The organism is Pseudomonas sp. PDM16 (assembly GCF_014851865.1).
GTDB lineage: Bacteria > Pseudomonadota > Gammaproteobacteria > Pseudomonadales > Pseudomonadaceae > Aquipseudomonas.
The window spans coordinates 257022-281835 of the sequence record NZ_JACVAM010000001.1 but is presented as its reverse complement, the minus strand read 5'-3'; the positions used below and the strand labels follow the sequence as shown (position 1 = coordinate 281835).

General features: G+C 64.3%; 19 protein-coding genes. 8 read left to right on the top strand and 11 right to left on the bottom strand.

Going from position 1 to position 24814, the window contains the following annotated elements; all coding sequences use genetic code 11:
- Positions 1-32: 32 nt before the first annotated feature.
- The 5 genes from IB234_RS01265 to IB234_RS01245 form a co-directional block, all read right to left on the bottom strand.
- Complete coding sequence (locus IB234_RS01265) at positions 33-479, bottom strand: NfeD family protein (RefSeq protein ID WP_192312604.1); 447 nt, start codon at positions 477-479, stop codon at positions 33-35.
- Complete coding sequence (locus IB234_RS01260; protein ID WP_192312602.1) at positions 476-1399, bottom strand: SPFH domain-containing protein; 924 nt, start codon at positions 1397-1399, stop codon at positions 476-478. Before IB234_RS01260 ends, IB234_RS01265 begins: the two co-directional genes overlap by 4 nt.
- A gap of 57 nt (positions 1400-1456) precedes the next feature.
- The gene (locus IB234_RS01255) at positions 1457-3241 is read right to left on the bottom strand and encodes a GspE/PulE family protein (RefSeq protein WP_192312600.1); all 1785 of its coding nucleotides are present in this window, start codon (positions 3239-3241) and stop codon (positions 1457-1459) included.
- A 36-nt stretch (positions 3242-3277) separates the two neighbouring features.
- Positions 3278-4642: an inorganic triphosphatase gene (locus IB234_RS01250; protein WP_192312598.1), complete on the bottom strand. Its 1365-nt coding sequence runs from the start codon at positions 4640-4642 to the stop codon at positions 3278-3280.
- Between the two features lie 73 nt (positions 4643-4715).
- The gene (locus tag IB234_RS01245; RefSeq protein ID WP_192312596.1) at positions 4716-6188 is read right to left on the bottom strand and encodes an inorganic phosphate transporter; all 1473 of its coding nucleotides are present in this window, start codon (positions 6186-6188) and stop codon (positions 4716-4718) included.
- Between the two features lie 167 nt (positions 6189-6355).
- On the opposite strand from IB234_RS01245, the gene argE reads away from it, so the two are divergent.
- Both argE and argA read left to right on the top strand, forming a co-directional pair.
- Positions 6356-7495 carry an acetylornithine deacetylase gene (gene argE, locus IB234_RS01240; protein ID WP_192312594.1) on the top strand — a complete coding sequence of 380 codons (1140 nt, stop codon included), beginning with the start codon at positions 6356-6358 and terminating at the stop codon, positions 7493-7495.
- Positions 7496-7608: 113 nt separating this feature from the next.
- Entirely contained in the window at positions 7609-8907 is a 1299-nt protein-coding gene (gene argA / locus IB234_RS01235) for an amino-acid N-acetyltransferase (RefSeq protein ID WP_192312592.1), read from the top strand.
- A 96-nt stretch (positions 8908-9003) separates the two neighbouring features.
- Here argA and rmf read toward each other — a convergent pair whose 3' ends face one another.
- The 4 genes from rmf to IB234_RS01215 all read right to left on the bottom strand — a co-directional run bounded on the left by rmf (position 9004) and on the right by IB234_RS01215 (position 14017).
- Positions 9004-9201, bottom strand: a complete 198-nt coding sequence (gene rmf, locus IB234_RS01230) for a ribosome modulation factor (protein ID WP_192312591.1) — start codon at positions 9199-9201, stop codon at positions 9004-9006.
- A 184-nt stretch (positions 9202-9385) separates the two neighbouring features.
- Positions 9386-10972: a glutamate--cysteine ligase gene (gene gshA / locus IB234_RS01225; protein ID WP_192312590.1), complete on the bottom strand. Its 1587-nt coding sequence runs from the start codon at positions 10970-10972 to the stop codon at positions 9386-9388.
- A gap of 324 nt (positions 10973-11296) precedes the next feature.
- Positions 11297-11680 carry a PaaI family thioesterase gene (locus IB234_RS01220; RefSeq protein WP_192312589.1) on the bottom strand — a complete coding sequence of 128 codons (384 nt, stop codon included), beginning with the start codon at positions 11678-11680 and terminating at the stop codon, positions 11297-11299.
- Between the two features lie 3 nt (positions 11681-11683).
- On the bottom strand, positions 11684-14017 hold the full coding sequence (locus IB234_RS01215) for a Tex family protein (RefSeq protein WP_192312588.1): 2334 nt from the start codon (positions 14015-14017) through the stop codon (positions 11684-11686).
- Positions 14018-14187: 170 nt separating this feature from the next.
- On the opposite strand from IB234_RS01215, the gene ompR reads away from it, so the two are divergent.
- The 3 genes from ompR to IB234_RS01200 all read left to right on the top strand — a co-directional run bounded on the left by ompR (position 14188) and on the right by IB234_RS01200 (position 20106).
- Entirely contained in the window at positions 14188-14919 is a 732-nt protein-coding gene (ompR, locus tag IB234_RS01210; protein ID WP_192312587.1) for a two-component system response regulator OmpR, read from the top strand.
- Positions 14920-14931: 12 nt separating this feature from the next.
- A complete protein-coding gene (locus tag IB234_RS01205; protein ID WP_192312580.1) occupies positions 14932-16245 on the top strand; it encodes an ATP-binding protein in 1314 nt (437 codons plus the stop codon).
- 102 nt (positions 16246-16347) lie between these two features.
- Entirely contained in the window at positions 16348-20106 is a 3759-nt protein-coding gene (locus tag IB234_RS01200; protein ID WP_192312578.1) for an EAL domain-containing protein, read from the top strand.
- A 104-nt stretch (positions 20107-20210) separates the two neighbouring features.
- On the opposite strand, the gene rimK is transcribed toward IB234_RS01200, so the two are convergent.
- Positions 20211-21116, bottom strand: coding sequence for a 30S ribosomal protein S6--L-glutamate ligase (rimK, locus tag IB234_RS01195; protein WP_192312576.1), 906 nt, complete (start codon positions 21114-21116; stop codon positions 20211-20213).
- Positions 21113-21547 (bottom strand): ATP-dependent zinc protease, encoded by a 435-nt coding sequence (locus tag IB234_RS01190; RefSeq protein ID WP_263864182.1) that lies wholly within the window; start codon positions 21545-21547, stop codon positions 21113-21115. The genes rimK and IB234_RS01190 overlap by 4 nt, the downstream gene beginning before the upstream one ends.
- 130 nt (positions 21548-21677) lie before the next feature.
- Between IB234_RS01190 and IB234_RS01185 the strand changes: the two genes are divergently transcribed.
- The 3 genes from IB234_RS01185 (at position 21678) to IB234_RS01175 (ending at position 24801) form a co-directional block, all read left to right on the top strand.
- A complete protein-coding gene (locus IB234_RS01185; RefSeq protein ID WP_192312572.1) occupies positions 21678-22064 on the top strand; it encodes an RNA-binding S4 domain-containing protein in 387 nt (128 codons plus the stop codon).
- A gap of 142 nt (positions 22065-22206) precedes the next feature.
- Entirely contained in the window at positions 22207-23100 is an 894-nt protein-coding gene (gene hslO / locus IB234_RS01180; protein WP_192312570.1) for an Hsp33 family molecular chaperone HslO, read from the top strand.
- Between the two features lie 159 nt (positions 23101-23259).
- Positions 23260-24801 carry a phosphoenolpyruvate carboxykinase gene (locus tag IB234_RS01175; protein WP_192312568.1) on the top strand — a complete coding sequence of 514 codons (1542 nt, stop codon included), beginning with the start codon at positions 23260-23262 and terminating at the stop codon, positions 24799-24801.
- Positions 24802-24814 lie beyond the last annotated feature (13 nt).

The window sequence follows — 24814 nt, the reverse complement described above, 5'->3', positions numbered from 1 at the left end:
ACCTTAGTCGTTCGCACGGCGCATGCAAAAACTCAGAGCGCTTCGACCTTCAGCAGGACACCTTCCTGGCCTACGACCCGCACCGAGCTTCCTGCCGGTAGATCGGTGCCGATAACCAGCCACAGGGTATCGCCTGCCTTGATCTTGCCGCGCCCGCCTACGATGGCCTCGTGTAGCACGAAGGTACGACCGACGAACTCGCTGCCGCGACGGTTCAGGCCGGGGGCATCCGAGGGCTTGGCAGCACTACGCTGGCGCTGCCACCAGAGCACGGCGGTGAGTACTGAGAGTACAGCGAACACCAGGAACTGCCAGGCCCAGGGCAGCTCCGGAAACAGGTAGGTGAGTATGCCTACTGCGGCAGCTGCGACGCCGATCCACAGTAGATAGCCACCGGCACCGAATACCTCGAGGATCAGCAGGACAGTACCGAAGGCCAGCCAGTCCCAGAACGACAGGTGCTGCAGGTACTCGATCACTTCTTGCCGTCCTTGTCGAAGGTGGCGCGGACGATCTCGCCGATGCCGCCGACCGCGCCGATTACCTGACTGGCTTCCAGCGGCATGAGGATGACCTTGCTGTTGTTGGCCGATGCCAGCTGGCCCAGGGTCTCGACATACTTCTGCGCGACGAAGTAGTTGACCGCCTGCACGTTACCGCCGGCGATGGCGTCGGATACCACGCGGGTCGCTTCTGCTTCAGCCTGGGCGGCGCGCTCGCGGGCCTCGGCCTCGAGGAAGGCGGCCTGGCGCTGGCCCTCGGCCTTGAGAATTTCTGCCTGCTTGTGGCCCTCGGCAGTGAGGATGGCGGCGGAGCGTGAGCCTTCGGCTTCGAGGATCTGTGCGCGTTTGAGGCGCTCGGCTTTCATCTGGCTGGCCATGGCCTCGACCAGGTCGGCGGGCGGACTGATGTCCTTGATCTCGATGCGGGTGACCTTGATGCCCCAGGGCGCTGTCGCCTCGTCGACGGTGCGCAGCAGGCGCTCGTTGATCGCGTCACGCTGGCTGAGCATGGCGTCCAGCTCCATCGAGCCCAGGACCGTGCGGATGTTGGTCATCACCAGGTTGCGGATGGCGTGTTCCAGATCGTTGACCTCGTAGGCCGCCTGGGCCGCGTTGATCACCTGGAAAAAGCACACTGCATCGATGGTGACGATGGCGTTGTCGGCGCTGATGGCTTCCTGGGGAGGGATGTCGAGTACGCTCTCCATGACGTTGAGCTTGCGGCCGATACGATCCATCACCGGTACGATGATATTCAGGCCCGGCTTGAGGGTATTGGTATAGCGACCGAATCGCTCCACTGTCCATTCATAGCCCTGTGGTACCACCTTGAAGCCCATGAACACGACGGCCACTGCCAGACCGACGAAGAGAAAGATCACACTGCCGACTTCCATAGGAACTCCTTTTTCTGCTGGTCTGCTCGGGAAGGACTCTGCTGTCCGCCCGTGGATTCACTTCTGTTCGCTCTGCGGGGTGACCCGCAGTACTTCCTCGATGGTGGTCTGCCCGGCGGCGATCTTCTGCGCCCCGGAGAGCCGCAGGCTGCGCATGCCATCCTTGAACGCGGCCCTGCGCAACGCGATCAGGTCCGTGTCGGCAGTGATCAGCGGCTTGATGTTGTCGTTAAGCAGCATGATCTCGTAGACGCCTGCGCGGCCACGGTAGCCGGTTTCGCGACATTCCAGACAGCCAACGGCACGTTGCGCCTGGTTCGGCAGCGGTGCGCTCCAGGGCTTGGTCAGGCTCTGCCAGTCCTCCTCGTTCAACTCTGCCGGGGCCTTGCAGTGTGGGCACAGGGTGCGGACGAGGCGCTGGGCCATGACCCCGAGCAGCGTAGCCTTGAGCAGGTAGTGCGGGACGCCCAGCTCCAGCAGGCGGCTGATGGCGCTGGGGGCATCATTGGTGTGGAGGGTTGAGAGCACCAGGTGCCCGGTCAGGGCAGCCTGGATGGCCATCTCGGCGGTCTCCAGATCGCGGATCTCGCCGACCATGATGATGTCCGGGTCCTGGCGCATCAGGGCGCGCACGCCGCTGGCGAAGGTCAGATCGATGTTGTGTTGCACCTGCATCTGATTGAAGGCACCCTCGATCATCTCGATCGGGTCCTCGATGGTGCAGACGTTCACCTCTTCGGTCGCCAACTGCTTGAGCGTGGTGTACAGGGTAGTGGTCTTTCCCGAGCCGGTGGGGCCAGTGACCAGGATGATGCCGTTGGGCTGGCAGGTCATGCTTTCCCAGCGACGCAGGTCCTCGGGCGAGAAGCCGAGCTGGTCGAAGCTCTTCAACAGGACCTCGGGATCGAAGATCCGCATCACCATCTTCTCGCCGAAGGCGGTGGGCAGAGTCGACAGACGTAGCTCCACCTCGCCGCCGTCGGGGGTGCGGGTCTTGATGCGACCGTCCTGGGGTTTGCGTTTCTCGGCCACGTTCATCCGCCCCAGACTCTTCAGGCGGCTGACTGCGGCCATGGTCACCTGTGGCGGGAACTGGTAGACGTTGTGCAGCACGCCGTCGATGCGGAAGCGCACCGTGCCGGCCTCGCGACGAGGCTCGATGTGAATGTCGCTGGCGCGCTGCTGGTAGGCGTATTGGAACAGCCAATCGACGATGTTGACGATGTGCGCATCGTTGGCATCAGGTTCCTGGTCCTGGGCTCCCAGGTTGAGCAACTGCTCGAAGTTGCCAACGCCGCTGATCTTTTGATCCACGGCGGTGGCACCGGTGACGGAGCGGGCCAGGCGATAGAATTCGGTGGTGAAGCGCTGGATGTCTGCCGGGTTGGCCACGACCCGCTTGATCGGGCGTTTGAGCACGTGGGTCAGGTTGCTTTCCCAGCCATGCACGAAAGGTTGGGCGCTGGCGATGGTTACCGACTCGCTGTCCACCGCCACCGCGAGAATCTTGTGGCGCTGGGCGAACGCGTAGGACATCAACGGGGTGACGGCGGCCACGTCGATCTTCAGCGGGTCTATGCGCAGGTATGGCTGGCCCGCGAAGTTGGCCAGCCATACGGTGAGGCCCTCCAGATCATGCTTCTTGCCGGGCCGCTGCAGATCATCGATCTGCTGGGCGGCAAGGAATTCCAAGGGATGCAGCTGCGCGTTGGACGAGGCGCGGCGCAGCACCATGCATTGCTCGGCGATTTCCTGGGACACTTTGCCTTGGGCGACCAGCTCACGAAGGATGTCGTTGAGGTCGAGCCAGCGATCCTGTGCGGGCGAGGCGAAGGAGGACATGGAGCTCCCTTGGTTCTGGATAACGGGGTGAGCAGCTTATTTCAGCAGCAGCTTCCAGGGTTTGAGCGTCGCCACAGTATGGGCTTGTGCCTGGCGTGCGACTAGCACTTCGGCATCGTTGCCCAGAGTTGCAAGCGTCTCCAGCTTGCTCAGTTCGCCGTACAGACGATCCAGCTCCGGCAGCTCCGATACCTGGCGGGCAAGGCGTAGCCAGGCCTGCAGGCGCTCGATGCGCGGCAGCTGCTCGGCCAGTGCCTCGGGGAACTGCTGGTAGTGCTTCAGTCGCAGCCCTTCGGCCTCCTCGGCCAGCAGGGTCGGCAGCCAGTTACCCAGCGGCGCCGTGCCCTGGCGCTCGCCCCGGGAATTGCGGCCGACCGTCCAGCTCCGCTGCAGCAGCCAGCGCGACAGCTGCAGGGACAGCAGGCCCCAGCGATTGCCCAGGAGCTCGCCGGCGAACATGGCTGGGGCGTTGTGGCGCAACACTTCGTCGTCGCGACCGGTGGCCAGACGCGGACGCCAATCTCCCAGCAGTGCATCGAGGCCCTCACGAAGCTCGCGACTGGAGGCGCGTGGCGCGGCCTGGCCGAGGCTGCCGAGCAGCGCACGCAGATCGATCAGCTGTTGCAGCCACTGCTCCAGCAGCTTCCAGTGACCGTTCCAGCGGTACTGTTCCGCCAAGCGCTGGCTGCTGCCGAGCAGGTGCCAGGCGAGGGCGGCGAAGGCGTCGTCCAGCGTCATCTCGGCGTTCAGTTCAGGCAGCGGTAGGCTCAGGCTGTAGCTGCCGGAGTCGAACAGGCGATAGCCGCGCTCGGCCTTGCTGATGTCGCAAGGCATCAGGGGCAGGTCGGCGGCCAGTTCGCAGGCCAGCTCCAGCAAGGCAGCCGGTTCGCCTTCGCGCAGTTCGAGTTCCAGCTCGCAGATTTCTTCCTCGCCCTCGCCGGCCACCACCTTGCCCAGATCCAGGGCCGCCTCGATCACCGTCTTGGCCTTGCCGCGACCCCAGGCGATCTCGGCCTTCTGGCGGACGAAGTCGGTGGTGAAAATCGGTTGCAGGCTCTTCTTGTCCAGCCCGGCCAGGCTGGCCGGCCAGCAGTCGTCGTTGAGCAGCTTGAGGTCGAGCTTGGCCTTCTTCAGGTGCCAGTCCCACTCGTTGCGCTCGGACAGTCCGGCCACGCTCTGGCCTCGGCTCTTCAGGGTCTGGATGAACTGCTCGCCATCACGACGCAGGCGCAGGGCGACCTTGGCTCCGGCCAGGTCGCGCTCGGCGGTGTCGTAGTACTGGTTGAATAGCTCATGGGTCTGCCAGCCGGACTTGTTGCGCTTCTTCAGCAGCGGGTGGTCGCGCAGGGCGGCGAGGGTTTCGCGGCTGGCGCGCAGCTTGATCTCGGTTTCTTTGGCCATTTCGGGACTCTCTGAGCGATTCGGAAAACGACAAGGCCGCCCGTGGGCGGCCTTGTCATGCGGCGGGTGGCGTTCAGACGAACAGTTTCACGCCCAGCCAGAACAGACCTGCGGACAGCAGGATGGTGGCCGGCAGCGTTAGCACCCAGGCCATCAGGATATTGCGCACTGTAGCGAATTGCAGGCCGCTCTTGTTGGCGACCATGGTGCCGGCGACGCCGGATGACAGCACGTGGGTGGTCGACACCGGCAGACTGTAGACGTTGGCCAGGCCGATGGCGATGGATGCGGTGATCTGCGCGCTCATGCCCTGGGCATAGGTCATGCCCTGCTTGCCGATCTTCTCGCCGACGGTCAGCACCACGCGTTTCCAGCCGACCATGGTGCCGATACCCAGCGCCAGGGCCACGGCGAAGATCACCCAGGTGGGCGCATATTCGGTGGTGGCGGTAAGGTCTTTGCGCAGCTTATCCAGATCCGCCTTCTCGCGCTTGGGCAGCGTGTCCAGCTTGCTGACCTTCTTGGCGGTATCGTCCAGGCACAGCAGGTAACGACGTACCTGGGTACGCTTCTCCTGGTCCATCTGGTTGTAATCGGTCACACCTTGCAGGTCTTTCAGCAGGGTGGAGATGGTTGCCTCGGTCAGCTTGGCGTCGCAGCGGAACTGCTTCGGCAGTTCTACGTTGCCAGCCTTGCCCAGTGCTAGGTATTCGCTCAGCTCGTCGTGGTTGCGCTGGTAGAACTGCTGCAGGTGCACGGCGGCGTCGCGGGTGCGCTCGATCTGATAGGTGGTGCTGTTGAGGTCCAGCACGAACTTGGCTGGAACGATACCGATCAGTACCAGCATGATCAGGCCGATGCCCTTCTGGCCGTCGTTGGAGCCGTGTACGAAGCTCACGCCCATGGCCGACATGATCAGCACCATGCGGTTCCAGAACGGTGGCTTCTTCTTGCCCTTGATCTCCTTACGGCTCTCCGGGGTTTCGTGCATCTTCGAGTCTGCGAAGGCGCGGCGCAGCCCGATCAGAATCAGACCGGCGACGGCGAAGCCGGCCAGCGGCGATAGCAGCAGGCTGAGGCCGATGTCTATCGCCTTCTGCCAGTTGACGCCGTCGGCCAGGGAAATATGCGAGAGCAGGGCGTTGGCCAGGCCGACACCGAGGATGGAGCCGATCAGGGTGTGCGAGCTGGATGCCGGAATGCCGAAGTACCAGGTGCCCAGGTTCCAGGCAATGGCGGCGGTCAGCAGGGAGAACACCATCACCAGGCCGTGGGCAGTGTTGACGTTGATCAGCAGCTCCACCGGTAGCAGGTGGACGATGGCATAGGCCACACCGACGCCGCCGAGGACCACGCCGAGGAAATTGAAGATGCCCGAGAAGATCACTGCCAGGTGCGGCGGCATCGCCTTGGTGTAGATCACCGTGGCCACCGCGTTGGCGGTGTCATGGAAACCGTTGATGAATTCGAAGGTCAGGACAAAGGTCAGAGCCAGCACCAGGCTGATGGCGACCCAGGCATCGAGCCCGCTGAATAGTTCGAACATGACGTTTTTGTGACCGGAAAAAGGGGCGCGAAGTATGCCAGATGACAACGGTTTCTGCTCGAACGGTCGTTTCCAGGCATGTCAGCCCGGACGAAAGGTCGTGCCTGTTCAGCATAGGCAGTGGGCGGCGGCCTCTCTATGATGGGTTCAGGCCACGGAGATCCGTTATGTCGCTTCCCTCTCTGCAAGACCAGTTCGCTGCGCTGATTGCCACCCCGTCGGTCAGCTGCACCCAACCGCACTGGGATCAGTCCAATCGCCTGGTGATCGAGCTGCTGGCGGGTTGGCTGAGCGATCTTGGTTTCGCCTGTGAGATCCAGGAAGTGGCGCCGGGAAAAGCCAACCTGTTGGCCACCTTCGGCAGTGGTCCCGGTGGGCTGGTGCTGGCCGGTCATAGCGACACCGTGCCGTTCGACGGGGCCCTGTGGCAAAGTGACCCACTCAGGCTGACCGCCCAGGGTGATCGTTGGGTCGGCCTGGGTGTGTGCGACATGAAAGGCTTCTTCCCTCTGGTGATCGAGGCTGTTCGCGGCATGCTCGACTGGCCATTCAGGCAGCCGCTGTTGATCCTCGCCACCTGCGATGAAGAAAGCTCCATGGATGGCGCCCGTGCGTTGGCTGAGGCTGGGCGCCCCTTGGGGCGTGCTGCGGTGATCGGCGAGCCGACCGGGCTCAAGCCGGTACGCCTGCACAAGGGCGTGATGATGGAGCGCATCGACATCCTCGGGCAGAGCGGCCATAGCTCCGACCCGAGCCTCGGTCATAGCGCCCTGGAGGCCATGCACGATGCCATTGGCGCACTGCGGGAGCTGCGCAGTCAGTGGCAGCGCGAGTTCAACAACCCGCAGTTCGGCGTGCCGCAGCCGACGCTCAACCTCGGTTGCATCCACGGTGGCGACAACCCCAACCGCATCTGCGGCCAGTGTTCGCTGGAGTTCGATCTGCGCCCGCTGCCGGGCATGGAGCCGGAGCAGTTGCGCGCGGCCATTCGCAGCAAGCTGCGGCCGCTGGCCGAACGGCACCAGGTGAAGATCGACTACGCGCCACTGTTCGCCAATGTGCCGCCCTTTGAGCAGAGCGCCGATAGTGAGCTGGTGCGCCTGGCCGAGAAGCTCACCGGGCATGCGGCGCAGTCGGTGGCATTCGGTACCGAAGCCCCGTATCTTCAGCAGCTTGGTTGCGAGACCATTGTCCTCGGCCCCGGCGATATCGCCTGTGCTCACCAGCCGGGGGAGTTTCTCGAGCTGGCGCGCATCGAGCCGACCGTGGTGCTGCTGCGCCAGTTGATCCAGCACTACTGCCTGTAATTCGCCCAGCCCAGAGGGGAGCACCGATGTTGCGACGACGCTAGACCGACCTTCCTTCTCCGAGTGTGGAGAGGCAAAACATCGCTCGTCCGTCCTTGCTCACAGGCTTCTCAATGCACGACTACGTCAACTGGCTTCGCCACGCTTCGCCTTACATCAACGCTCACCGGGACTGCACCTTCGTGGTCATGCTGCCCGGCGAAGGCGTGGAACATCCGAATTTCGGCAATATCGTCCATGACCTGGTGCTGCTGCACAGTCTCGGTGTGCGCCTGGTGCTGGTGCATGGCTCGCGCCCGCAGATCGAAGCGCGCCTGGCCGAGCGTGGCCTGACGCCGCGCTATCACCGTGACCTGCGCATCACCGATGGACCGACTCTGGATTGCGTGATCGATGCTGTTGGGCGCCTGCGCATTGCTATCGAGGCGCGCCTGTCGATGGATATGGCCGCCTCGCCGATGCAGGGCTCGCGTTTGCGTGTGTCCGGCGGCAACTTCGTCACCGCGCGGCCGATTGGCGTGGTCGATGGCATCGACTATCACCACACCGGCGAAGTGCGCCGGGTCGACCGCAAGGGCATCGGCCGCCTGCTCGACGAGCGCAGCATCGTGCTGCTGTCATCGCTCGGCTACTCGCCCACCGGGGAAATTTTCAACCTGGCCTGTGAGGACGTCGCCACCCGTGCCGCCATTGATCTGCAGGCCGACAAGTTGCTGTTGTTCAGCGCCGAGCGTGGCCTGCTCGACGCCAGTGGCAAGTTGGTGCGCGAGCTACGCCCGCAGCAGGTGCCGGCACATCTGGCACGGCTCGGTAGCTGCTATCAGGCCGAGTTGCTCGATGCGGCGGCCCAGGCCTGCCGCGCCGGGGTCAAGCGCAGCCATATCGTCAGCTACATGGAAGACGGTTCGTTGCTTACCGAGCTGTTCACCCGCGACGGTGGCGGCACCCTGGTCGACCAGGAGCAGTTCGAGTCGCTGCGTGAAGCGACCATCGAGGATGTGGGCGGCCTGATCGAGCTGATCACCCCGCTGGAGGATCAAGGCATCCTGGTGCGTCGTTCGCGCGAAGTGCTGGAGCGCGAGATCGGCCAGTTCAGCATCGTCGAGCGCGACGGCCTGATCATCGCCTGCGCTGCGCTCTACCCGATCGCCGATTCCGAAGCCGGCGAACTGGCCTGCTTGGCGGTCAATCCCGAATACCGCCATGGCGGTCGTGGTGACGAGCTGCTGGAGCGCATCGAGGAGCGAGCCAAGGCGATGGGCCTGAAGACGCTGTTCGTGCTCACTACCCGTACTGCGCACTGGTTCCAGGAGCGCGGCTTCGAGTCCAGCGGTGTCGAGCGCATGCCGGTGGCACGGGCGTCGCTGTACAACTATCAGCGCAACTCGAAGATCTTTGAAAAGTCGCTCTGACAGCCTGTTCCGCGTAGGTCGTCACGAGTTCGCAATACTTCAAGAAACCCTGCAAGAAAAAAGGCCGCGATTGCGGCCTTTTTCTGGGTTTCAGGATCAGGCGCTGCGGCGCTGATGCTGCTTGAACTGTTCGTTACCGTCGTCCCAGCCCGCCTCCCAGGCAGCGGCCAGCACTTCCACGGGATAGGGTTGCGCATGCTGGGGCTGGCCAGTGAGCCCGGCCATATAGCCTTGCTGGTAGGCCTTGTTCAGGCTTTCCAGGCTCCAGTCGTGATCGTCTGCTGCGGGCGTCATGGCTATTCGCCAATGCGGATTTCCCCACAGGCTAGCCCGTGCCAGAGTGGTTGGTGCGCCGCTGGTCAGAGCCGAACGGTCGGAGTGGCGGATTTGTGACGGACTCCCCTAAAGAAGCCCCTCCATTTCCCAGGCTATTGATTGCAAAAGCACTTTTTCGGCGGTGAAGCGGCTAGTGCCGCCCTTAAATGCTGATGCCGAGAATGCTCGCCTGGTAGGCCGCAACGAAAGTGTCGAAATCACCGGCTGGTGCCTGCTCCAGTTCCTCCTGCTCCACCAGAGAGGCGCGGGCAGCCTCGACGAACTGTGCCTGCTCAGCCGCGCTCAATGGTTGGGCTCGGAAAGCAGCGGCGTGGGCCTTGCTCTGGCGCAGGGCGAATTCGCGGAAACTTTCGCCGGTAGCCTTCAGCTCGGTCAGCACTTGCGCTGATGGCGTCAGGCTGGCGTCTTCGACCTTGCGCCGCTGCAGGTGCAGGGCGGTCTGGTAGGCGTCACCGCCATAGGCGCGGTCGAGCAGCGTAGCGATTGGCGCGAAGGCATCCAGCAGTTCGCCGGCCCAGGTCTGCAGTTCGATCTGTTCGCCGTCACGTTGCAGGTGCAGGCGGGGGCGGCGGCCTTCCTTGACCGTCTTGAGGAAGTTGTCGGTGCAGGAGCAGCACTCGCCATTGGCCAGTAGCGGGCTCTCCTGCAAGGCGCAGAACAGCACGAAGGTGTCGAGGAAGCGTGCCTGGTCCAGGTCGATCCCCAGTGGCAGGTAGGGGTTGATGTCCAGGCAGCGCACTTCCACGTACTGCACTCCGCGGCTCATCAGCGCCTGGATCGGTCGCTCGCCGGAGTAGGTGACGCGCTTCGGGCGGATGCTCGAGTAGTACTCGTTCTCGATCTGGATGATGTTGGTGTTGAGTTGCAGCCACTCGCCATTGGCGTCTTTGGTACCGATCTCGGCATAGGCCGGGTAGGGCGTGGCTACCGCCGCGCGCAGACTCTCGGTGTAGCTGGCCAGGTCGTTATAGCAGGGCGTCAGGCCCGACTGGGCGCTGCTCTGGTAGCCCAGATCACTCATGCGCAGACTGGTGGCGTAGGGCAGGTACAGCGTGTCGTCGTCGAGCGTCTGTAACTGGTGCGGGCGACCGCGCATGAAGCTGGCGTCCAGTGCTGGCGAGGCGCCGAACAGGTACATCAGCAACCAGCTGTAACGGCGGAAATTGCGGATCAGCGCGATGTAGGCGGCGGACTGGTAGTCGCGCGGCTCCTGGCGGTCGGCATCCAGCTGCTGTAGCAGCGGCCACAGACCCTCGGCCAGGCTGAAGTTGTAGTGGATGCCGGCGATGCACTGCATGGTCTTGCCGTAGCGCAGGGCCAGGCCCTGGCGGTACACGTACTTCAGGCGGCCGATATTGGAGCTGCCATAGCGGGCGATCGGGATATCCGCCTCGTCCGGCAACAGGCCGGGCATCGACGGGCTCCACAGGTATTCGCCGTCCAACTGGCTGGCAGCAAAGCGGTGGATGCGTTCCAGATTGGCCAGGGTGTCGGCCGGGTCGGGCTCGGCCGGGGTGATGAACTCCAGCAGGGCCTCGGAATAGTCGGTGGTGATCTGTGCATGGGTCAGCGCTGAGCCGAGGGCGGTCGGGTGGCCGGTCTGCGCAAGCTCGCCCTGCTCGTCGACGCGCAGGGTCTCGCGCTCGATGCCATGCAGGCACTGGGTGAGCAGCGGCAGGTGGGCAGCGTCGCCGAGCAGAGCCAGGCGGCGGGAGAGGAGATCGCTCAAGATTCTTGTTCCTTCACTCGACGGTCGCCCCTATATGGGGGTGGAGCCGCCACACTGCAAGTCGGATACACGGACGGACGCTGTCGCCTGACCGGAAGGGGAGGATGCGCCGACGAGGCGGTAGGTGCAATCCTGAGAAAGGCGCTGGGATAGCGCCTCGCGGCTTTCTAGCTTCTACGTAGGGTGGATGACGCTCTGTTCATCCACCAATGGCCCTGCTCGGAGGGCTGCCACTAGATGAATCGCCATCCGGTGGGTCGCCACTCGGTGGATCGGTGAAACGAGATCCACCCTGCTTCTTGTGCGTACGGGTGAAGCACGCGCTTATTTGCAGATAAAAGTGGCCTGGGCGGTGGCGATCAGCTTGTCACCCTGTTCTACCTTGGCTTCCAGTACATGCACCTTGCGCCCGCCGTTGAGCACACGGGCGTGGCAGACCACCTCGCCGGACTCGACGCCGCGGATGTAGTTGACCTTGCACTCCAGGGTCATGCTGCCGGCCTCGCCGCCAAACAGGCTGTGGCTGGCCTGGCCGAGGGCGGTATCGATCAGCGAATAAAGCGCACCGCCGTGCATGCGTCCGTGCAGGTTGAGCATCTGTTCCTGCATGTCCATGCGCAGCTCGGACTCGCCGTTCTCGGCACGCAGGATGCGGATGCCGAGCAGGCGGCTGAAGTTGCTTTGCTTGCCGATGGGCGCGTCACTCATGGCTTACTTCCTCAGCTGCTTGGCGTTGGCGAACAGCGAGGCCATGGCCGCGTTGGCCGGGGCCGGCTTGTCCTGGCTGGAGTGGCGCTCGCTGCGCGGCTGGTTGCCGCCGCGGTTCTGCCCACTGTTGCCGCGAGCACCGCCGCGTGGGCCGTCGACCTTCTCGCCAGGGGTGTCGCTCATGCGCATGGTCAGGCCGACGCGGTTGCGCGGGATGTCCACTTCCATGACTTTCACTTTGACGATATCGCCGGCCTTCACGACCTCGTAGGGGTCTTTGACGAACTTCTCCGACAGCGCCGAGATGTGTACCAGGCCGTCCTGGTGCACACCGATGTCGACGAAGGCGCCGAAGTTGGTGACGTTGGTCACCACGCCTTCGAGGATCATGCCCGGCTGCAGGTCCTTGAGGCTCTCGACGCCTTCTTGGAACTCGGCGGTCTTGAACTCCGGACGCGGGTCACGGCCGGGCTTGTCCAGTTCCTTGAGGATGTCGGTGACGGTCGGCAGGCCGAAGCTCTCGTCGGTGAAGCGCTTGGGATCGAGGCTGCGCAGGAAGCTGGAGTCGCCCAGCAGCGAGCGCACATCGCGGCCGGTATCGGCGGCGATGCGCTGCACCAGCGGATAGGTCTCCGGGTGCACGGCGGAGGCGTCCAGCGGGTTGTCGCCGTTCATCACGCGGAGGAAGCCGGCGGCCTGCTCGAAGGTCTTCTCGCCCAGGCGCGGCACCTTCTTCAAGTCGGCGCGCGAGGCGAAGGCGCCGTTGGCATCGCGGAACGCCACGATATTGCTGGCCAGGGTGCTGTTGAGGCCGGAGATGCGTGCCAGCAGGGCAGCGGAGGCGGTATTCACATCCACGCCGACGGCGTTCACGCAGTCCTCGACCACCGCGTCCAGCGAACGGGCCAGCTTGAGCTGGGACACGTCGTGCTGGTACTGGCCGACACCGATGGATTTCGGATCGATCTTCACCAGTTCGGCCAGCGGGTCCTGCAGGCGGCGGGCGATGGAGACGGCGCCGCGCAGCGACACGTCCATATCCGGGAATTCGCGGGCGGCCAGCTCGGAGGCGGAGTACACCGAGGCGCCGGCCTCGGAGACCATCACCTTGGTCATCTTCAATTGAGGGCACAGCTTGATCAGGTCGATGGCCAGCTTGTCGGTCTCGCGGCTGGCGGTGCCGTTGCCGATCGAGATCAGGTCCACCGCGTGCTTGGCGCACAGTTTGGCGAGGATGGCCAGGGTGCCGTTCCAGTCGTTACGCGGCGCATGAGGGTAGACGGTGGAGGTTTCCAGCACCTTGCCGGTGGCGTCGACTACGGCCACCTTGCAGCCGGTACGCAGGCCCGGGTCCAGCGCCAGGGTGGCGCGCGGACCGGCCGGGGCGGCCAGCAGCAGGTCGTGCAGGTTGCGGGCGAACACGGTGATCGCCTCGTCCTCGGCCTTCTCGCGCAGCTCGCCGAGCAGGTCGGTTTCCAGGTGAGTGTAGAGCTTGACCTTCCAGGTCCAGCGCACCACTTCGCCCAGCCATTTGTCGGCGGCGCGACCGCGCTGCTCGACGCCGAAGCGCTCGGCGATCATCAGCTCGCACGGGTGCATGGTGCCCGGCGCTTCGTCGCCGACCTTGAGGCTGGCGCCGAGAATGCCCTCGTTGCGGCCGCGGAAGATCGCCAGCGCACGGTGCGACGGCACGCCCTTGAGGGCTTCGTCGTGCTCGAAGTAGTCGCTGAACTTGGCGCCTTCGGCCTCTTTGCCTGCGACCACGCGGGCGCTGAGGGTGGCTTCGTTCTTCAGGAAGGAGCGCAGCTTGTCGAGGAGGCTGGCGTCCTCGGCGAAGCGCTCCATGAGGATGTACTTGGCGCCTTCGAGCACGGCCTTGATGTCGGCGAAGCCCTTCTCGGCATCGATGAAGCGCGTGGCCTCGGCTTCCGGGTTCAGGCTCGGGTCGTTGAACAGGCCGTCGGCCAGTTCGCCGAGGCCGGCTTCCAGGGCGATCTGGCCCTTGGTGCGGCGCTTCTGCTTGTACGGTAGATACAAGTCTTCGAGGCGGGTCTTGGTGTCGGCTTCGTTGATCTCGCGGGTCAGTTCGGGCGTCAGCTTGCCCTGTTCCTCGATGCTGGCGAGGATCGCGGCACGGCGCTCGTCCATCTCGCGCAGGTAGCGCAGGCGCTCTTCCAAGTGGCGCAGCTGGGTGTCGTCCAGGCTGCCGGTCACTTCCTTCCGGTAGCGGGCGATGAAGGGCACGGTAGAGCCTTCGTCGAGCAGGGCCACCGCGGCGGCGACCTGTTGCGGGAGGACGCCGAGCTCGGCGGCGATACGCTTGTTGATGCTATCCATGAACCCTACCTGACAGAAAAACCACGCCGATGCCGACGCGAAAGCGCCGCATTATAAACACCGGGTCGGAAAGCATTGGGAACCGTTCGGGGAAAAATCTGCTAACAATGGTCGAGCCGCCACGCCTCGCTGCTGGGCGATAATGCGCCGCCACCTGGACAGGAGAGAACATGAGCAGCACACCCGCCGCCGAAGGCGAAAAGATCCTTATCGTCGACGACGATCCCGGCCTGCGCCGCCTGCTGGAGCGCTTCCTCAGCGAGCAGGGCTACCGCGTGCGCGCGGTGGAGAACGTCGAACAGATGGACCGCCTGCTGGCCCGCGAACTGTTCCAGCTGCTGGTGCTCGACCTGATGCTGCCGGGCGAGGATGGCCTTTCCGCCTGTCGCCGCCTGCGCGAGGCGAACAACCAGATGCCGATCATCATGCTCACCGCCAAGGGCGATGAGGCCAGCCGCATCCAGGGTCTGGAAGGCGGCGCCGACGATTACCTGGCCAAGCCGTTCAACCCGCGCGAGCTGCTGGCGCGGATCAAGGCCGTGCTGCGCCGCCAGGCGCCGGTAGTGCCCGGAGCGCCGGCCAGCGAGGACGAGACCGTCACCTTCGGCGACTACGAGCTGTCCCTGGCCACCCGCGAGCTGAAGAAGGGCGACGAAGTACACATGCTCACCACCGGCGAGTTCGCCGTGCTCAAGGCTCTGGTCCAGCACGCCCGCGAGCCGCTGACCCGCGACAAGCTGATGAACCTGGCCCGTGGCCGCGAGTGGGACGCCCTGGAACGCTCCATCGACGTGCAGATTTCCCGTCTGCGCCGGCTGATCGAGCCGGACCCGTCCAAGCCGCGCTATATCCAGACCGTCTGGGGTGTGGGCTACGTCTTTGTGCCGGACGGTAACAAGTAAGCCCAATCCCTGATGAAAACCCCTGTCTGGTTCCCGCAGAGCTTCTTCGCCCGCACCTTGTGGTTGGTGCTCATCGTCGTGCTGTTTTCCAAGGCGCTGACCCTGGTCTACCTGATGATGAACGAGGACATGCTGGTCGACCGCCAGTACAGCCACGGCGCGGCGCTGACCCTGCGTGCCTACTGGGCGGCGGAACCGGAGGACCGTGCACACATCGCCGAGGCGGCGACGTTGACGCGCGTGCCGCAGGACAAAGTGCCGGCCACCGAGCAGCACTGGCCCTACTCGGAAATATTCCTGCGCCAGATGCAGACCGAGCTGGGCCCGGACACCGAGGTACGGGTGCGGGTGCAGAGCCCGCCGGCCCTCTGGGTGCGCGCGCCTAGCTTGGGTGTCGACTGGCTCAAGGTGCCGCTCTACCCGCACCCGCTGCGTGGGCAGAAGATCTGGAGCGTGCTCGGCTGGTTCCTTGGTATCGGCCTTCTGTCTACCGCCGCCGCCTGGATCTTCGTGCGCCAGCTTAACGCACCCCTCAAGCGCCTGGTGTTTGCCGCCAGGCAGTTCGGCCAGGGCCGCAGCGTACGTCTGCCAGTGAGCGACACGCCGAGCGAGATGACCGAGGTGTATCGCGCCTTCAACCAGATGGCGGAGAACATCGAGCAGGGCGCCCGCGAGCGTGAGCTGATGCTGGCCGGGGTGTCGCATGATCTGCGCACGCCGCTCACGCGCCTGCGCCTGTCGCTGGAGATGCTCGGCGGCGACGCCGAGATGACCGAGGACATGGTCCGCGACATCGAACATATGGATACCATCCTTGACCAGTTCCTCGCCTTCATCCGCGACGGCCGCGACGAGCGTTCGGAGCCCTGCGACCTGGGCGAGCTGGTGCGTGAGGTGGTGGCGCCCTACAACCAGCAGAGTGAACAGGTGCGCTTGTATCTGGAGCATCTGCCGGCTTTCCCGTTGCGCCGGGTGTCGATCAAGCGGCTGCTGGTCAACCTGCTGGACAATGCCCTGCGCTACGGAGGGCAGAGTGTCGAAGTGGTGACCAACCTGGCCGGTGACGAAAGCGCTCCCTATGTGGTGCTCAGCGTGCTCGACCGTGGTCCGGGTATCGCCCCGGAAGAAATGGGTGAGATCTTCAATCCCTTCATTCGTGGTGACCGCGCCCGTGGCGGCAAGGGCACCGGCCTCGGTCTGGCCATCGTCAAGCGCATCGCTGCGCTGCACGGTGGCAGTGTGGAGCTGCGCAACCGCTCCGGCGGCGGCCTGGAAGCCCGGATCTGTCTGCCGCTGGGCCTGCTGCTGCCGCGCGACGCCAGCTGACACACGCTATCGCCGCGTTGCGCTGGAGCTGCTGGCCCCGGGAGCGACAGCCTCTCTAGCCGGCCTGATCTATGCTGCTCTGGTGTTCAGCGCGAGGTCAGCATGGTCGTAGATTCCGCCCGCTTGCCCAGATGGACCTGGTGGTTGCCGTTACCCCTGCTCCATCTGGCCACCTGGCTGTCGCTTTCGACCCAGTTCGCCACGGGCGCAGCGCTCTGCTATCTGCCGTTCGCACTGGGGCTGTGCGCCGTGCTCTGGTGGGGGCCGCGGGTGCTGCTGGCGCTGTACCTCAATGCCATGATCAGCGCACCGCTGTGGGGGCTCGATTGGCAATGGGCGCCGCTACATGCGCTGCCAGAAACACTCGCTGTCGGCTTCGCCTGGCTGATCCTGGGGCGGCGGCGTGACGCGGTACCGGTGGATGTCGCCAGCCTGCTGCGTTTCGTTCTCCTGGGCGTGCTCGCTCCGGCCTTGCTCAACGCGTTACTGGTACAAGCTGGTTTGTGGCTGAGCAGCCAGCCGGTGGGGGCATGGCGTGAGGCGGTGCTTGGCTTCTGGCTACTGGATGGTCTGACCGGATTGGGTGTGGCCTTGCCGTTGCTGTGTCTGCTGACCGGTCGCCTACGCCAGCGTGGCTGGGCGCTGGGTGGGAGCCCAGCGTCGGCTGAAGAGGAGAACAGTGTACGTCTGTTGCCCTGGTGGCTGTTGCCGTTGCTCCTGATCGTGCTGCCATTCTCCCTCTGCTACCTGCCTTTGCTGCTGATTCTGCCGTTGATCGGCGCCATGCTGTTGGCGCTGGCCTTGCTCTGGGGCTTTGCCGGTGCGCTGCTGGGCGCTGTGCTGACGGCGTTGGCGGTGTTGATCCTGCCGCTCACCGGTCGCTTCGGCGGCGAGCTGGTGCTGAGCGAGGCGCAGCGTCTGGAGATGCACTTCAGCGTGCTGTTGCTGATGGTCGCGGCGCTGCTGGTGGGGCGCGCCCTCGGCGATCTACGCAACACCTTGCGGCGGGGCGCGACGATGCAACGGGAGCTGGCCCTGGCCAACCTGGCGCTGCAGTCCTGCCCGCTTGGCGTGTCGATTTCCGACCTGCGCCAACCCGGTGTGCCCTTCATCTATTGCAACCCGGCGCTGGAGCGCATCAGCGGCTACTCCCGCGAAGAGATTCTCGGCGCACCCAGTCGCCTGCTGATCGACAAGGACGAGTCGCAGAACGGTTTGTTGCGCATCCGCCATGCCATGCGTCATGGCTTGGCGCACCAGGAGGTGCTGCGCAACTACCGCAAGGACGGTCAGCAGTTTTGGAACGAAGTAACGGTGGCGCCGCTGCTCGACGAGCATGGTGAGGTCAGCCACCTGGTAGCGCTGAACAATGATGTCAGTGAGCGCGAGCGCCTCGGCGCCGAGTTGGCCCAGCGTCGCGAGGAGCTGCTGCGCCAGACGCACTTGCTGACCCAGACCGAGGAAGTGGCCGACATCGGCGGCTGGGTGCTGGACCTGGCGACCCAGCGTATGTATTGGACCGAGGGTTGCTTCCGCCTAAATGAGCTGGACCCGGCCGGCGGCGCGCCGGATATGCAGGGCTCGCTGGATCGCTACGACGAACCCAGCCAGAAACTGATGAACGAGTCGCTGGAGCGGGTGCTGCAGACCGGCGAACCGTTTGATCTGGAGGTGCGCCTGCTCGGTGCCCGCGGCACGGTACGCTGGGTGCGCCTGAAGGGCTTCGCCGAGCGCGATGGCGAGCAGGTGTTGCGTCTCTATGGCGCGATTCAGGACGTTACTGAGCGGCGGCGCAGGGAGCGTCAGTTGCGCGAGCGCGACGAGTGGCTGCGCCTGTTCTTCGAGGCGCCGCTGATCGGCATGGCCATGGTCAGTCCGCAGCGCCAGTGGCTGGAGGTGAACTACAAGCTGTGCCAGATACTCGGTCGCAACCGTGAGGAATTGCGCGCCAGCCGCTGGCTGGAAATCAGCCACCCGGATGATGTCGAGCGCGAGGAGGCCCTGTTCGCCGCCATTTGCAGCAGCGAGCGCGATGACTACGAGCTGGAGAAGCGCTTCCTGCGCAAGGATGGCAGCGTCGTCTACACCCGCCTCAGCCTGCGCGCGGTTCGTGGGCCGGAGGGCCTGTTGGAGGCCTGCCTGACCCTGGTCGAGGATATCACCGCACGTCATGAGGCAGAGGCGCGGTACCGCACCCTGGTCGAGCATGCACCCGAGGCGATCCTGCTGTTCAGCCCGGATGGCGGCATCATTGACGCCAACGCCAATGCCTTGCGCCTGTTCCATTGCAGCCGCAGCGAACTGATCGGGCGCAAGCCGAGCGAACTGAGCCCTCTGCGTCAGGCTGATGGTAGTGCGTCCGAGCCGATCGGCCGGCGGCACGTGGAGGCTGCCATCGCCGGCGAGACACCGGTGTTCGAGTGGCTGCACCGTGATCTGGCAGGCCGCCAGCTGCCCTGCGAGATCCGCCTGGTACGGATGCCGGGTGAGCCGCTGCTGATCCGCGCGAGCATCACCGATATCTCCGAGCGCCAGCGCTACCAGCGCGAGATTGAGCGCCTGGCCTTCAGCGATGAGCTGACTGGCCTGCCCAATCGCCGCCTGCTGCAGGACCGCCTGCAACACGCCATGGCGCGAGAGCGACGTGAGCGGAGTTTTGGCGCGCTCCTGTTCATCGATCTGGATCATTTCAAGACAGTCAACGATAGCCTCGGCCACCACGTTGGCGATGCATTGCTGCGTGAGGTCACTGCGCGTCTGGCGCACGGCCTGCGGGCCGAGGACACCCTTGCCAGGCTAGGTGGCGACGAATTCGTGGTGCTGCTGGAGACGTTGGGCGATAGCCCGGAGCTGGCGGCCGAGCTGTCCGCCGAGGTAGGTGACAAGCTGCTGGGAAGCCTGCGCGGCAGCTTCCATGTGCAGGGGCATGATCTGGCGGTAAGCGCCAGCATCGGCATCACCCTGCATCCGCTGCCGGGGCAGGACGCGGCCGATGTGCTCAAACAGTCGGACACGGCCATGTACCGAGCCAAGCAATCCGGGCGCAACGCCTTGCACTTCTTCGCGCCAGAGATGCAGGCGGTCATCGACCAGCGGCTGCAGCTACAGAGCGAACTGCGCCAGGCCATGACGCGCAACCAGCTGTATCTGGTGTTCCAGCCGCAGCTGGCGCTGGCCACTGGGCGTGTCGTCGGTGCCGAGGTGTTGCTGCGCTGGCACCATCCGGAGCGAGGGGATATCGCGCCGGAGAAATTCATTCCGCTGGCCGAGGAAACCGGGCTGATCCACGAGCTAGGGCGCTGGGTGCTGGAACATGCCTGTGCCTGCCTGGCCCGCTGGCAGTGGGACTGGCCGCAGCTGGTGCTGGCGGTCAATCTCAGCCCGCGCGAGCTACGTCAGGCCGATTGCGCCGCGCGGGTCGGCGCCTGCCTGCAGCGCTACGGTCTGCTCAATGGCGCGCTGGAGCTGGAGATCACCGAGGGCGTGTTGCTGGAGGATGTCGAGCACTGCATCGCCACCATGCTGGCGCTCAAGGCCAAGGGGGTGCGCTTCGCCATCGACGATTTCGGCACCGGCTATTCATCGCTCACCTATCTCAAGCGTCTGCCGCTGGACCGCCTGAAAATCGACCGCAGCTTTATCCACGACCTGGAAGGCGACGCCAGTGGCGGCATGCTGGTGGAGACCATCCTGATGATCGCCCGCAATCTCGGGTTGGAATGCGTGGCCGAGGGAGTGGAGAACGAGGTTCAGCTCGACTGGCTACGCCGGCAAGGGTGTGCGCTCGGACAGGGGTTTCTGCTGGGCAAGCCGCTGGAGGAGCAGGCATTTCTCGAGTGGATGCAGCATAACGCCGGATAACTGCTGGTGCGGCGGTAGGGGCGGCTGTACTGGGGCCTCCCTTTCGATGTGGCGTGTGGCTTATGGCTCCGTTCACCTTCGCCTGCGGAGCGTTGTAGAGAGACTTACCCCCGTCCCTTGGTCCGGGTCTGGCCGGGAATAGCGTTCTTTTCCAGGTATTGGATGATGATGCCGGCCACGTCGTTGCCGGTGGTGGTCTCGATGCCTTCCAGGCCGGGGGAGGAGTTCACCTCCATCACCAGCGGGCCGTGGTTGGAGCGCAGGATATCGACCCCGGCCACGGAGAGGCCCATGACCTTGGCGGCACGGATGGCGGTCATGCGTTCTTCCGGGGTGATCTTGATCAGACTGGCTTCGCCGCCACGGTGCAGGTTGGAGCGGAACTCACCGGGCTTGGCCTGGCGCTTCATCGCCGCGATCACCTTGTCGCCGACCACGAAGCAGCGGATGTCGGCGCCACCGGCTTCCTTGATGTACTCCTGGACCATGATGTTCTGTTTCAGGCCCATGAACGCCTCGATCACCGACTCGGCGGCCTTCTCCGTTTCGCACAGCACCACGCCGATGCCCTGGGTACCTTCCAGCACCTTGATGACCAGCGGCGCGCCGTTGACCATCTGGATCAGGTCGGGAATATCGTCCGGCGAGTGGGCAAAGCCGGTCACAGGCAGGCCTATGCCCTTGCGTGACAGCAACTGCAGGGAGCGCAGCTTGTCCCGCGAGCGACTGATCGCCACTGACTCGTTGAGTGGGAACACACCCTGCATCTCGAACTGGCGCAGCACGGCGCAACCATAGAAAGTCACTGAAGCGCCGATGCGCGGGATCACCGCATCGAAGCCCTCCAGCGGCCTCCCGCGATAGTGGATCTGCGGCTTGTGGCTGGCGATGTTCATGTACGCGCGCAGCGTGTCGATCACTACCATCTCGTGGCCGCGCTGCTCACCGGCCTCGATCAGCCTACGGGTCGAATACAGGCGCGGGTTGCGTGACAGGATGGCGATCTTCATTGGGCACCGGAAGGAATAGGAAGCTGCGGTTTGTCTTGTACATAGGTGAGCGCTGGATTGACGACCAGTTGGCCGTCGACCAGCGCATGGGCGCCGAGCAGCACGCGGTAGCGCATGGTCTTGCGGCAGGCCAGGGTGAAATCCACTGGCCAGCTGTGGTCACCGAGAGTCAGCAGGGTGCTGATCACATAGCGGGTCTGGGCCTGGCCGTTGGAACTCTTGATGGTCTTCACCGTGACCACCTTGGCCTCGCACGGGTGGCGTCGCTGCACCAGGGTGCCGAAGTGGGCAGTGAAGCGTACCCAACGTACCCCGTCGCGTTCGAAAGGCACGATGTCGCTGGCATGCAGGGTCGAGGTACTGGCGCCGGTATCGATCTTCGCGCGCAGGCCGATCATGCCCAGCTCGGGTAGGTTGATCCATTCGCGCAGGCCGATCACGGAGAGTTGGTCGAAAGTCTTCAATACAGGCTTCCATCAGCGATGAAGGCATTCTAGATGTGCCATGTGACAACTGCATCAGGCAAGATTCACACCGCGTGACGAGTTCTACAGGTGATGAATGAGCGACAAAAATGACAAGTCCCGCCTGGACAAGTGGCTATGGGCGGCGCGCTTCTACAAGACCCGCTCCCTGGCCAAGGAGGCCATCGAGGGCGGCAAGGTGCACTGCCGTGGCGAGCGCTGCAAGCCGGGCAAGGAGCCGAAGGTCGGCGATGAATATGTGATACGCGCGGGCTTCGACGAGCGGACCGTGGTAGTGCGCGCCCTGTCCATGGTGCGACGCGGTGCGCCGGAGGCGCAGCTGTTGTACGAGGAGACGGCCGATAGTATTGCTCGACGCGAAGGGGCGGCGGCGCTGCGCAAAGCTGGAGCACTCGGCGTGCAGACCGACGGGCGACCGAACAAGAAGCAGCGCCGCCAACTGCTCGGTCTGCGGGGCGACTGACCGGCTGGCGGCCGGCCATCGTCGTATGGCTTGGATGCGTCGGCGTTTATCCCTAGAATCTTGCTCATTCCCGGGTCATATCGCGCGGCGCTTCGTTGAAGGCGTCGGTGGCCCGTCATCCTTTTTTGTCAGGCGGTCCCCGATGCACGAATTCGATCACTCCCAGCGCTTCATTTTCGACGATAACGACGTCCGTGGTGAGATGGTCAGCCTGGCCGAGAGCTATCAGCATGTGTTGGCCAAGCATCCCTATCCGCAGCCGGTGGCCCAGTTGCTGGGCGAGATGCTCGCGGCCTCGGCCCTGCTGGTCGGCACCCTGAAGTTCGAGGGGCTGCTGGTGCTGCAGGTGCGCTCGTCCGGCCCCGTGCCGCTGGTGATGATCGAGTGCTCCAGCGAGCGTGAAGTGCGTGGTATTGCCCGCTACGATGCCGAGGCCATAGACGCTGGTGCTGGCCTGCGCGAGATGATGCCGGACGGCGTTCTTGCACTGACCATCGACCCGGCCAAGGGCCAGCGCTACCAAGGTATCGTTGAGCTGGAAGGCGACAGTCTGGCCGATAGCCTGAGCGCCTATTTCGCCACGTCCGAGCAACTGCCGACCCGCTTCTGGCTGCGCGCCGATGGCCAGCGCGCCCGCGGCCTGCTGTTGCAGCAGCTGCCGCCGCATCATCAGACCGAGCCTGAAGAGCGCCAGGAGAGCTGGAACCACCTGCTGACGCTGGCCGATACCCTGACTGCCGAAGAGCTGCTGGGCCTGGACAACGAAACCGTACTGCATCGCCTCTATCACCAGGAGACTGTGCGCCTGTTCGACCCGAGCCCGCTGCGGTTTCGCTGCAGCTGCTCGCGCGAGCGTTCGGCGCGGGCGCTTGTCAGCATCGGCCAAGCCGATGCCGAGGCGTTGCTGGAGGAGAGCGGTGGCCAGGTGGAAATCGACTGTCAGTTCTGCAACGAGCGCTATTTCTTCGATGCCAGCGATGTGGCCCAACTGTTCGCCACCGGTGACAGCCAGGCACCATCGGCGACCCGGCACTGAGGGTAATAGCCTGGTTCTATTGATAGCATTCGTGGACAAGAGGCTGCCAAGGGCTTCGCTTTTCTGGCATACTCCCGCGACTTTTTTATCGCTGTAGTGAAGATTTTTCGCCACTACACAATGTTCGGAAGACTCGGCCGCCGGCCGACGGGGACCCAAATGACGCAAGCCAACACCGCCGTTTACACCGACATCAGCGCTGCACAACTGGTCGAAGAGGCCATCAGTCGTGGCGAGGGTGAGCTGGCCGCTAACGGCTCTCTGGTTGTCCGTACTGGTCATCGCACCGGCCGCTCGCCTGCCGACCGCTTCATCGTCCAGGAGCCTAGCACCGATTCCAAGATCGCCTGGGGCAACATCAACCGCCCGTTCCCCGCCGACAAATTCGATGCCCTGTGGGACCGCGTTGAGGCTTTCAACAATGCCCAGGAGCACTTCGTCTCCCACGTGCATGTCGGTTCCGCCGATGCTCACTACCTGCCGGTCAAGATGACCACCCAGACCGCCTGGCAGAACCTGTTCGGCCGTTGCCTGTTCATCAACCCGGAAACCTACAACCCGGGCGCCAAGGCCGAGTGGCAGATTCTCAACGTCGCCAACTTCGAGTGCGTTCCCGAGCGAGACGGCACCAACTCCGACGGCTGCGTGATCATCAACTTCGCCCAGAAGAAGGTTCTGCTGGCCGGTATGCGCTACGCCGGCGAGATGAAGAAGGCCATGTTCTCCGTGCAGAACTTCCTGCTGCCGGAAGTCGATGTGCTTCCGATGCACTGCGCCGCCAACATTGGCGAAGAAGGCGACGTGACCCTGTTCTTCGGTTTGTCCGGCACCGGTAAGACCACCCTGTCCGCCGACCCGAGCCGTTACCTGATCGGTGACGACGAGCACGGTTGGGGTGAGGGCGTGGTATTCAACATCGAGGGTGGTTGCTACGCCAAGTGCATCGACCTGTCCGAGAAGAACGAGCCGGTAATCTGGAAAGCCATCCAGTTCGGCGCCGTACTGGAAAATGTGGTCCTCGACGAGAACCGCGTACCTGACTACGCCGACGACAGCCTGACCCAGAACAGCCGTGCGGCCTACCCGCTGGAACTGGTCGAGAAGCGCTCCGAGAAGAACCTCGGTGGCGAGCCGAATGCCGTGATCTTCCTGACCTGCGACCTGACTGGCGTGCTGCCGCCGGTGTCGATCCTCAGCGAAGAACAGGCTGCCTACCACTTCCTGTCCGGCTACACCGCACTGGTCGGCTCCACCGAAATGGGTTCGGGCGGCGGTATCAAGTCGACCTTCTCCACCTGCTTCGGCGCGCCGTTCTTCCCGCGCCCGGCTGGCGAGTACGCCGAACTGCTGATCAAGCGTATCCGTGGCTTCAACTCCAAGGTGTACCTGGTCAACACCGGCTGGACCGGCGGTGGCTACGGCGTAGGCAAGCGCTTCAACATCCCGACCACCCGTGGCGTGATCGCTGCCATCCAGAGCGGCGCTCTGGTCGGTGCCGAGACCGAGCAACTGCCGATCATCAACCTGAGCGTGCCGAAGGCCGTTCCGGGTGTCGAAACCGGTCTGCTCAACCCGCGCAACACCTGGACTGACGGCAATGCCTACGACGAAGCCGCCAAGGGCCTGGCCCAGCAGTTCGTCGAGAACTTCAAGAAGTTCGACGTCTCCGACGCCATCCGCAACGCTGGCCCACAGCTATAAGTCAGCAGTAGGC